Annotated in this window: 7 protein-coding genes; all 7 read left to right on the forward strand. The window is 31.5% G+C overall.

All coding sequences use genetic code 11. The features are described from left to right. The first annotated feature begins 346 nt into the window (after positions 1-346). The 7 genes from BMX60_RS03080 (at position 347) to BMX60_RS03110 (ending at position 12078) form a co-directional block, all read left to right on the forward strand. Positions 347-1684 (forward strand): sodium-dependent transporter, encoded by a 1338-nt coding sequence (locus BMX60_RS03080; RefSeq protein ID WP_091349056.1) that lies wholly within the window; start codon positions 347-349, stop codon positions 1682-1684. Positions 1685-1744: 60 nt separating this feature from the next. Next, complete coding sequence (locus BMX60_RS03085; RefSeq protein ID WP_091349059.1) at positions 1745-2098, forward strand: YlbF/YmcA family competence regulator; 354 nt, start codon at positions 1745-1747, stop codon at positions 2096-2098. Between the two features lie 371 nt (positions 2099-2469). Next, positions 2470-2652: an indolepyruvate ferredoxin oxidoreductase subunit alpha gene (locus tag BMX60_RS03090; RefSeq protein WP_072907598.1), complete on the forward strand. Its 183-nt coding sequence runs from the start codon at positions 2470-2472 to the stop codon at positions 2650-2652. A 374-nt stretch (positions 2653-3026) separates the two neighbouring features. After that, entirely contained in the window at positions 3027-3470 is a 444-nt protein-coding gene (brxF, locus tag BMX60_RS03095) for a BREX-3 system P-loop-containing protein BrxF (RefSeq protein WP_091349061.1), read from the forward strand. A 13-nt stretch (positions 3471-3483) separates the two neighbouring features. Continuing rightward, on the forward strand, positions 3484-7170 hold the full coding sequence (locus tag BMX60_RS03100; protein WP_242945693.1) for a DUF6079 family protein: 3687 nt from the start codon (positions 3484-3486) through the stop codon (positions 7168-7170). Positions 7171-7182: 12 nt separating this feature from the next. Beyond that, positions 7183-9714, forward strand: coding sequence for a DNA methyltransferase (locus tag BMX60_RS03105; protein WP_091349064.1), 2532 nt, complete (start codon positions 7183-7185; stop codon positions 9712-9714). A 6-nt stretch (positions 9715-9720) separates the two neighbouring features. Further along, positions 9721-12078: an AAA family ATPase gene (locus BMX60_RS03110; RefSeq protein ID WP_091349067.1), complete on the forward strand. Its 2358-nt coding sequence runs from the start codon at positions 9721-9723 to the stop codon at positions 12076-12078. Positions 12079-12094 lie beyond the last annotated feature (16 nt).

A 12094-nucleotide genomic window follows, 5' to 3' on the forward strand; every position in this document is an offset into this window, starting at 1 on the left:
TTTTAAAGGCTGTAGTAATTAAACATTCTAACAAAGTCTCCGTCGAGATTTAAGGCTTCTATCTAAAAGGAAGAAGGGTACCGCTCTAATTCGCCATCCATGGCTCAATAGAGCTTTCGGAACGTCCTGTTCCTCACCCCTTCTTCCTTTTATCTAATCAGCTCTTAAATCTATCTCCTCGACTTAATCGTATCTTTGTTTAATTACCACAGCTGATGATGACTTTGTCTATAGTTTGTCTTCAATCTGGAGGACCCTATGGGGTCCTTTTATTTTATGTATAGATATGGAAGGAGTTGGCTATGCTAAATTATGAAAAAAACATAATTATGAGGTGAAAGAATCTATGGCAAAACAAAGGGAACAATGGGGTTCAAAATTAGGATTTATTTTAGCAGCTGCAGGTAGTGCTATTGGTTTAGGAAATATATGGCGCTTTCCTACAGTTGTTGGTCAAAGTGGTGGAGGAATTTTTATACTCATATATCTGATAATTATCTTTTTAATTGGTATTCCCTTAATGATTTGTGAGCTAACTATAGGTAGGAAGGGAAAAAGTAATATTGTTAGAGCTTTTAAAGGGATAAAACCTGGTAGTCCTTGGTGGATAATTGGAGCATTGGGGGTAGCTGCAGGTTTTATCATCTTATCTTTTTATTCTGTCATAGCTGGTTGGTCAGTAGCTTATATATTTAAGTTTTTAAGCGGGGGATTAAATAATTTAGATGTTAGAGATTCTAGGGAAATTTTCGTTAATTTTGTAGCTTCACCAGTTGAACCTCTAATATGGCATGGAATATTTATGGCAATGACCATTGGAATCGTCATTTTCGGGATAGATAAAGGGATTGAGAAAGCTAGTAAAATAATGATGCCTGTACTATTTGTACTGCTGCTATTATTAGCTTTAAGAAGTATTACCCTTCCTGGGGCATTAGAAGGTTTAAGATGGTATCTAACCCCTAATCTACAGGCAATAAATATTAAAATTATTTTAGGGGCATTAGGGCAAGTATTTTTTAGTTTAAGTCTAGGGATGGGTGCTATTATGACCTACGGAAGTTATTTAACCGATGATAATGATATACCTAATTCAGCTATGTTTATATCTTTAGCTGATTTAAGTATTGCTATATTGGCAGGATTTATTATTATTCCAGCAGTTTTTGCCTTTGGCTTTGAACCCAATGCCGGTCCATCCTTAATTTTCATAACATTACCGGCGGTTTTTGCTTCCCTTCCTTTAGGGAATCTATTTGGAGGACTATTTTTTATCCTTCTAACTATCGCTGCTTTAACTTCAGCTATTTCATTGTTGGAGGTTCCTGTAGCGTACTTTATAGAAGAATTTAAGTGGTCGAGAAAACAAGCTTCAATAATATTAGGGATTATTATTTTCCTTCTAGGTATTCCTTCGTCTCTATCCATGGGAATTTTAGGTGAGACACTATTCTTCGGTAGAGGATTTCTAGATTTTATGGATTTCTTTTCATCTAATTTGATTTTACCCATAGGAGGTCTTTTAACAGCGGTATTTGTAGGATGGGTATGGGGAGCCCAGGGAATATTTAATGAATTAGAAAAAGCCAGGGTAACTTTTAGAGCAAAAAATATCTGGTTTAGTATCGTAAAATACCTTTTACCTGTAGTACTTTTTTATATTTTAATTACAGGGCTTATTTAAAAAAAGGAATATTTCTTTTTTTGTCAAAATATAAAAGTAAAAAAAAGGGAGGGGATTTTGATGAATATTTATGACAAAGCCTACGAATTAGCTAAAAGCTTTAAAGAATTACCAGAGTATAAAGAATACCAGCGTTTAGCAGAAATTATCAAAAAAGATGTGGATACACAGGAGATGCTTTTAGATTTTAGAAAAAAGAATTATGAAATCCAAAAAATGCAGTTAGCAGGGAAAGCAGCTGATCCAAAGAAAGTAGAAGAAGCAAAAAAACTATATGAGATTATAAAATTAAATAAAACGGCAAATGACTTTTTAGCAGTGGAATATCGTTTAGGTAAAATAATGTTAGATCTTCAACGGATATTAGGTGAAAATATAAAGATGGAGTTTCCAGTAGAAGATATTACCCATTAAATATAATTCTCCATATGTATTTCATAAAGTCTTCCTTAGATTGTATTGGGAAGACTTTATTCTTAAAATTTTTGTCGAAAAAAATCGAAAAAAGGGATTTAAGGGCGAAAAATAGAGGAAAATAAAGAAAGACAAAGATATTTTTTTAAAATGGGGGTTATTGGGGTTTGAGAGGGGAAAAAAAGTGGGTTATAATATGAATGTAATTAGGACAAGCTCTTATAGATAAGCCTTCTCCTATGACCTTCCAGATTCCCCCCTCGTATCTGGAAGGTTTTTTCTTTTTTTATGAATAATAATTTAAAAAAAGGTGATTATAACTGTAGGTGACTAACCTAATTTTGTCTTAAGAAGACTTGGAGGTGACAATAGTGACTTACTTTATTAATCACGACTGTATTTCTTGTGGAGCTTGTGAGCCAGAATGTCCAGTAGATGCTATAAGTGAAGGTGAAGACAAATTTGTTATTGATGCTGCAAAATGTATTGATTGTGGAGCCTGTGCAGATGTTTGCCCTGTAGATGCTCCTAAACCAGCGGATGAAGCTGAATAGAACTTATAATAATGTAAAAAGGTGCTAAACTCTAGCACCTTTTTTTAATACTTATCAGACATAAGTCATTTCTAATCATCTTAAATCTATCTCCTAAATTAAATAATATCTTTGTTAATCCACACGTAATGGTGACTTTGTCTATGGTTTTATCTTCAGTCTCTACTGCTATTAATAGATTGGTGGAGTTATTCTGTATAAAATTTGCAAACAATTAAATACTATATATTTACGCTATTTCTAATATATGCTATATTATTAATAAATTAGATAATTATTACTATTTTGGTATGCACAATTTTCAACTTATTAATTTTTATTTTAGTTATCAATAAGAGGTAAAGTGAAAGATCCAAGGAAAGGTAGTGAAGTTATTGAGTACTTTGATAAAGAGTTTTAATGTTAATATGGATCTTCTAAAGAAAATAACTATACCTATTATTTTTTGTTCATTAGAACCTAGACTAATAAAACTTATTGATGAGTGTAAATATCAAAAGTTGAGCTTAAATTTAGAGTTATCTAAAACCCTTTTGAAGAAGGAAATTCATAATAGGACACAATTTGTTACTGATGAAGTAATGGAAATAGTAAATTCAAAACATGGGCCAATTTTTCTTATAGATTATGAAATGTTATTTGATCCAAGGTATCAAATAGATGTAATAAAACTTTTTTGTGAACTTTCAAGGAAAACTCAAATTATTGTTAAATGGTGTGGTACTTTTGAAGATAATCACTTAATATTTGCAACACCGGATTATAGTGATTATCATTCATATAACATCAATAATTATCAAATTATTTGTGTAAATTGAGGGGGTTGTTTTTATGCGATATCGTGATTTAATTAATTTTAATCCAATTGAAAGTGTTATCCAACTTACTGCTGCAAATGATCGAGAAGAAGCAGTAAAACTAGTAAAAAGTTATGTTATGTCCAATGATATGGCTGACAAGTTGATTATTAATATGCTTTCACAACTTTCTTTAGAAGATGTTGTAGATAATAAAGGTGTTTTGCTGGTAGGTAATTATGGAACAGGTAAATCACACCTTATGTCAGTTATATCCTCTATAGCAGGAGATGCTGAAAATCTTAACTATGTTCAAAATCTAAAGTTTGCAGAGGCAGCGAGAAGTATTTCTGGTAAGTTTGAAGTTTTACGTATAGAGATAGGGGCATCTAAAATGTCCCTTAGAAATATAATCTTAACAAAAGTGAAACAGGATTTTGATAAACGTGGACTTAAATTTGATTTTCCAGATGAAAAGGATATTATTTCAAATAAAGATGTACTTATAGATATGATGTCAATTTTTTCATCCAAATATCCAGATAAAGGATACTTGATTGTAGTTGACGAGTTCCTTGATTATCTGGGTGGACGCAAAGAACAAGAAATAAAACTTGACCTGGGCTTTATGCGGGAGATAGGTGAAATTATTAAAAATTCTCGTTTAAGAGCTATTTTTGGGGTGCAGGAAAAACTTTTTGATAATCCTAGGTTTTCCTTTGTATCTAATTCCTTAAACAGAGTAAAGGATAGATTTGAGCAAGTTATTATTCGTAAAGAAGATACCGCTTTTGTAGTATCTGAAAGAATACTTAAGAAAACATCAGAACAAAAAGCTTTAATTCGTGAACATTTACAAAAGTTTTGTAGTCTATATACCAATATGTCTGAGCGTATGGATGAATACGTAGAATTGTTCCCGATTCATCCTTCATATATTGATGTTTTTAACAAAATATACATTATTGAAAATCGTCATATATTAAAAAATATTTCTGAGATTATAAAGAACATTCTAGACAAAGAAATTAATGATCAATCTCCTGGTATTATATCTTTTGATAGTTATTGGTCTTTTATCAAGGAAAACCCTGCTCTGAGAACAGATTCAAATATCAAAGAAGTTGTTGAAAAGAGTGGTATTCTCGAGGATATTATCAATCGTTCATTTCCTAAAAAAATTTATAAACCTTTGGCCTTGCAAATAATACATGCTTTAAGTGTATATAGATTAACTACCGGTGATATTAGTGTTCGTACAGGATTAACTGCAGAAAATCTACGAGATGATCTTTGTTTATATTTGAAAGGAATGCCTGACGAAAGCTCAGATACATTATGTTCAGTAATTCAAACTGTATTAAAAGATATTATGACAACTGTTAGTGGTCAATTTATTGAATATAATAGAGAAAATGGGCAATATTATTTGGATTTGAAAAAAGATATTGATTTCGATGAAAAAATAATGCAAAGGGCAGCTATTATAGATGATGATAGTTTAAATAGTTATTTTTATGATGTAGTTTATTATTGTCTAGATTGGCAACAGAATGAATATGTTGATAATTTTAAAATTTACGAGCATAGGTTAAATTGGGTATCTCATAATATTTTCCGTTCAGGGTATTTATTTTTAGGAACACCTGAATCACGGCCTACTGCCCAGCCTCCTGAAGATTATTATATATATTTTATTCCACCATATGGTAATGAAGATTACCAAGATGATAAAAAGGATGATGAGGTCTTTTTCCTGTTTAAGACTAATGAAGAATTTAAGAACAATTTAAAATTATATGGTGCTGCTCAGATATTGAAAGATTTAGCAGAAGAAAAAAATAAGCCTGTTTATAAAAATAAGGCTGAGGGTTATAAGAGGAATTTGACGAGATATCTTAGTGAAAACAAAAATACTTGTTTTGAGGTAATTTACAAAGGTCAAAAGAAACAGCTGTTAGAAGTGATGAAGGGGAGATATAAAAGTAATACCCCCTTTAAAGAAACCATTGATCTGGTAGCTTCTATTTGTTTAGATGAATATTTCACTTCAAAGTATCCAGAAATTCCTAAATTTAAAATTCAAGTTACCCACCAAAACAGGGAAAGTATTATTAGAGCAGCTGTTGATAGATTTGCCGGGAGAAAAAATCAACAAGCAAATTATTTCCTTGAAAGTTTTGGTTTACTCGATGGAGATAAAATTACCGTTGAGAACTCCAAATATGCACAATACTTTATAAATGAGCTAGAAAAATTGCCGGTCAATGCAGTAATTAATTTTAGCGATATTTATCAAGAAGTTGAGAATAAAGATGAATTATATATTGATAAGCGTTTCAGCATCTGTTACGCATATTTACCAGTTGTTTTTCTTGCTTTGGTCTATACAGGTCATGCAGTTATAACTTTGAGAAATGGCACAATCTTAACTGCTTCAAATCTAGAATTATTGCCCAAAACAGATCTAACTGATCTTTATGAATTTAAGAATATTTATAAGCCTAAGGAGCTGAGATTAGCAGAGCTGGTAAAACTCTATGAATTGTTAGAGCTCCCAACAGGTCTTATTACCAATCCCAGTCAGAGGGAAGTTGGTCTTGAAAAATTGTTGGCTAAAATTCAAGAGAAAGTTGAACTATCTTCCAAGGCAGTTAGCAAATTAAATAGAGATTTTGAGCTTTGGGGTGAACCGTTAATTCCTGAACATATTTCTCAAGATTATAAGGATTCTATTAAAAGGGTTATAGATATACTGGGTAATTTCCAAAACAGATTTAATACCGTTGCTAAGCTAAATAATTTTAATTATACAATACAACAAATTGAGCAGATCGGAAAAGATATTATGAAATCAGTAATAGTCTTAGAATACGAAAAGTTTAAAAATGATTGTCTGGTAGATGTTAATTATATAATGAATTTGGAAGGGACTAATATTGATGGATTAAGAGATGAGATAAAAGAAGCTAAAGATAAGTTTCGTCAAATTAGAGAAGATATATCTGAAAAAATGAATGGAGAATACTCAGCAATAGAGGTTAAAAAAATACTTTCTGAAATTAAAAACAAATATATTGATATTTATTTTGCAGAGCATCAGAAAAAGCGTTTGGGGTTTTCAGAAGGAAAGCGTAAAGGAGAATTACTAGGTTCGATAAAATTAAATAACTTAAGACGTTTAAAAAATTTAAGCAATATTTTTTCAACTTTCAAACTAGATAGTATTGAAAGAGATCTAGCAGAATTAAAAGTTTGTTATGAGTTAACACCGGATATGCTTAAGTCAAACCATTTATGCACTAATTGTCATTTTTCAATAGGCGAAGAAGGGAAATCAGTAAAAGGAAGATTAGATGAAATTGAAGATAGAATTGATGATTTACTTAGTGAGTGGAGCAATACCCTCTTTAATACTGTCACAGATCCTACTATTGAAGAGCAAAAACAGTATCTAAAACCAGAACAAAGGAAAATAATCGATGATTTTATAAAAACAAAGAAGTTGCCGGAAAAAATTGATCAATTTTTCGTTAATGCTATTGAAGATTTATTAAAAGGTTTTGAACCTGTTGTTATCACTGCCGATGAACTCATTGATAAGCTTGGTGCCATTGGGCCTTGTGACATCGATACCTTCCAAGATAAACTTAAAAAATTCTTAGATGATTATATTAGCGGAAAGGATAAAAATAAATTGCGGATTATTATAAAAAGATAAGGGGAATCGGGTATGAAATTAACTAAAAAAGATATTGATAAGGTTAGACATATTGAAGGTTTTCCAATAGCAAAGGATGAGGATATAATCGCTTTATCTAATCCTCCATATTATACAGCTTGTCCTAATCCTTTTATAGAGGATTTTATAAAGGAACATGGCAAACCTTATGATGAAGGGACTGATGATTATCATAGGGAACCTTTTGCTGCCGATGTGAGTGAAGGGAAAAATGATCCAATTTATAATGCCCATAGTTATCATACAAAAGTACCTCATAAAGCTATAATGCGATATATACTTCATTATACTGAACCAGGTGATATTGTCTTTGACGGATTCTGTGGTACTGGAATGACAGGGGTTGCTGCACAAATGTGTGGCAACCCAGACCCTGAATTTAAGGCTAAAATAGAAAAGGAAATGCCTTATGTAAAATGGGGTGCCCGTAAAGCTATTTTAAATGATCTTTCACCTGCTGCAACATTTATAGCCTATAACTATAATTCTCCTGTAGATGTAGTGGAATTTCAGCGAGAAGCAAATTGCATTTTAGAAGAATGTGAAAAAGAATTAGGATGGATGTATGAAACTAGACATGTCATCGAAGGGAAAATCCAAAGGGATATATATGGAAATCCAGTTATGGGTCGTATTAACTATACTGTTTGGAGCGATGTATTTATATGTCCTACCTGTTCTAATGAAATAGTATTTTGGGATGCTGCCGTTGATAAAGAAAATGGTAAAGTTAATGATAAATTCTATTGCCCCCATTGTCGTAGCCAACTGACCAAACGCAGCTGTACTAGGGCCCAGGAAACCCATTTTGATACCGGCTTGAACCAATTGGTAACTATGGCTAAACAGGTACCGGTTTTAATTAATTATTCTGTTGGTAAAAAACGTTTTGAGAAAGAGCCAGATGAATATGATATAGAGCTAATTGAAAAAATCAACAATATGGAAATTCCCTATTGGTATCCTACGGATAGAATGTGCGAAGGGAGAGAAAGTCGTAGGAATGATCAAAATGGGATAACACATGTGCATCAGTTTTATACGAGAAGAAATAATGCTTTTATGGCAATTTTGTATTCAAAGATTTCAAGATCAAAGAATAGATTACCATTATTATTCGCGTTTACTGCTTCAATTCAAAGAGCAACTAAAACAAACAGATTTAGATTCGGCGGAACTGGCAATCTAAGCGGAACTTTGTATATACCTTCATTACAGTATGAAAGAAGTGCGAATGCATTATTTGTTTCTAAATTTAATGATATTATGAATCAAAAGCAAATGTTAATTGATAAAAATTGTTTTGTAAATACAGCATCGCTTTCTAATATTATCAATTTACAAGAAAATTCAATAGACTACATTTTCACAGATCCTCCCTTTGGCAGTAACCTAAATTACTCTGAATTAAGCTTCATCTGGGAAGCGTGGCTCCGGGTTTTTACTAATCAGAAACCAGAAGCGATTATAAACGCCGTTCAGGGGAAAGGTTTGTTGGAGTATCAGTCGCTGATGACTCAATGTTTTAGTGAGTGTTACCGCATCTTGAAGCCGGGCCGTTGGATGACAGTGGAATTTCACAATTCGCAAAACTCTGTTTGGAATGCTATTCAGGAATCATTAATGCGAGGAGGCTTTATTATTGCCGATGTTCGAACGTTGGACAAAAAGCAAGGCAGTTTTAAACAGGTTACGACAACTTCTGCTGTAAAGCAAGATCTTGTTATTTCTGCATATAAACCAAAGGAAAGTTTCAAACGAGAATTCATTTCTCATGCTGGGAGTGAAGAAACAGCTTGGAGTTTTGTTAGACAACATCTTGAAAATCTTCCTGTAGTCGTAGTTAAAAATGGAAAAATTGAATTAATAGCAGAACGCCAAGCATTTTTGCTCTATGATCGCATGGTAGCTTATCATATCATGAATGGTATATCTGTTCCCTTGGATGCAATAGATTTTTATAAAGGTTTAGATGAAAGGTTCTTAAAACGAGATGGAATGTACTTTTTAGCAGAGCAGGTAAATGAATATGATACCGCTCGAATTATAAATGATGTGCAACCGGTTCAGTTTGAGCTTTATGTCACCAACGAGAAGACTGCTATTTCATGGCTCTATCAGCAACTTGAAACACCGCAGACATATGCTGAACTACAGCCAAAATTCATGCAGGAAATAAAAGCATGGGACAAGTTTGAAAAAAGGCTTGAACTGGCTGTTTTACTAGAAGAGAACTTTTTGCAGGACGATAAGGGTAGGTGGTACATCCCAGATATAACAAAAACTGCTGATGTGGCTAAACTTCGTGAAAAGAATTTATTAAAGGAGTTTGAAGGTTATTTAAGTACAAAAGGTAAATTAAAACTATTCCGTACTGAAGCTATTAGAGTAGGTTTTGCAAAACTCTGGGCAGATAAAAATTATAAGCTTATTGTCGAAACCGCGGAGCGCTTACCGGAAAGTGTTATCCAAGAGGATGATAAGCTGTTGATGTATTATGATTTGAGTTTGGGGAGAGTGTAATTATTTATGATAAAAAAAATTAAGAAAATTGATGGTTTTGGTGTATATAATAATTTTTTGTGGGATTCGACAGTATTAGATAATGAAAATAGTCAACCATTATGTTTTAATAAAGTCAATATTATATATGGTAGAAATTATTCGGGAAAAACAACTTTATCAAGAATTATTCGCTCATTTGAAACTAGTTTTCTCGATTCAAAATATGATTCTTCAACTTTTTCGCTTGAAATGGATAATGGTACAATCTTAACTCAAGAAGATCTACATCAAAAAGATTTTCATTTCAGAGTTTTCAATAAAGATTTCGTCATAGATAACTTAAAATTTATTGTAGATCCCAATGAAAAAATAAAAGCTTTTGCTGTATTTGGAGAGGAAAATGTTCGACTCGAAAAAGAAATTCGTGAACTTAAAAATAAATTAGGTTCTAATGAAAAGGATAAAGAATCAGGTTTATATCATTTATTGAAAGAAGCGAAAATAAACGAAGAAAAAGAGAAAAATAAATTGAAAGATGAAAAAGAAAAACTTGAAAATAGACTACGTGATAAAGCAACTGACCCAAGTACTGGTATAAGATATAATGTTGAAAAATTTGGAGATCAGAATTATGATATTAGAAAGATAAGAAAAGAGCTAGAACTCGTACTCTCAGATAATTACCGAGCTCTTACACCAGAGGAAAAAAATAAATATGAGGCTATTGTTAATGAAAAAGGTAAACCTCCAATTAGTGAATTGCCCAAAATCAATCTTTTATTTGATTCTTTTTGTGACGAAGCACAAGTATTATTATCTAAGCAAATTGGTGAGTCGGATAAAATTCAGGAATTACTTAATGATTACGCATTAAACAAATGGGTAAAAGAAGGTGTTGGCTTGTTAAAAGGTAAAAAGCAATGTGCTTTTTGCGGTTCTGAAATAACAGATGAACGATGGGAATCTCTTAAAAAACATTTTGACGATGAATCCCAAAAACTTGAGAGTGATATCAAAAATTTGATTGATAGAATAGAAAACCATAAGAATGAAATAAACAATGGGTTTATATGGAAAGAGGAAGATTTTTATGTTAATTTCCTTCAACAATTGGAAACGTTAAAAACTAAATATAATGATGTCGCAAATAAATATTTAAAACATTTAGATGCTATAAGAGAGCAGCTTAGAGAAAGATTAACTGTTATTACAAAAAAAATTGAATTTATTAGACCCTGTGATAATAAAAACGACTTTGATGCTATATTGAATGAATGTAAAAGTTTTAAAAATGAGGTAAATGAATATTGTGCTTCTAATAGAAATCATATAAAAGATGCACAAGAAAAGTTAAGGTTATTTGAAGTATATTCTTTTGCTAGAGATATTGGATATGAGGATATTTGCAAGAAAATTAAAGATTTAGAAGAGACGTGTACAAAAGCGGAAGAAGAGACAAAACGACTTCAAAAAAATATAGAAGATATAAAGGAAGAAATTAAAAAGAAAGAAAATTTATTGAGCAGTGAGCAAAATGCAGCAGACAAAATCAATTACTACCTGGACAAATATTTCGGCCATAAATATTTAACTCTTAAAGCTGTTGAAGATGATTCAACAAATGAAAAGAGTGTTTATTTTGAAGTGCATCGAAACGATGATATTGCGTTTAATTTAAGTGAAGGAGAATGTAATTTAATTGCTTTTTGCTATTTTATGGCTAAATTGGAAGATGTTAAAACCGCTGGTCAAAAACCTATAATTTGGATTGATGATCCTGTAAGTAGTCTTGATGATGATAATATTTTTTATATGTATAGCCTAATAAGTGAGATAACAAAGAAAGAGTTATATACCCAATTAGTTATTTCTACACACAATTTAGAGTTTTTAAAATATCTAAGGAGATTAAAACCAAATAAAAAGGGATATTGGATAATACGTCGTACTGGGGAAAACTCTGTCATTAAACCTATGCCAAAACATTTAGTGAAATATGGTACAGAGTTTAACTACCTTTTTTCATGCATTTATAAATGTTCGCAGTTAAACGAAAATGATGATGATAATTATGAAATTATTTACAACTTTGGAAATAATGCAAGAAAGTTTTTAGAAGTCTACCTTTATTATAAATATCCGTATATCGACGAACGAGAATATAATCTAGAAGAAAGACTAGAAAGATTTTTTGCAGGTGATTCTTTAATTGCAGAAAAGGTTAATAGAGTTGTAAATGAACGTTCTCATTTACAAATGATAGAAAGGGGTTTAATTCCATTTGATAAGAAAAAAGAAATCATAAGCGTAGCAAAGCATATAATTGATAAAGTAAATGAAGATAATGAACAATATCAGGAATTACTTAATAGTATTAGCTAATATATTAGACCTTAAA

It is taken from the genome of Anaerobranca gottschalkii DSM 13577 (assembly GCF_900111575.1).
In the GTDB taxonomy this organism is placed as follows: domain Bacteria; phylum Bacillota; class Proteinivoracia; order Proteinivoracales; family Proteinivoracaceae; genus Anaerobranca; species Anaerobranca gottschalkii.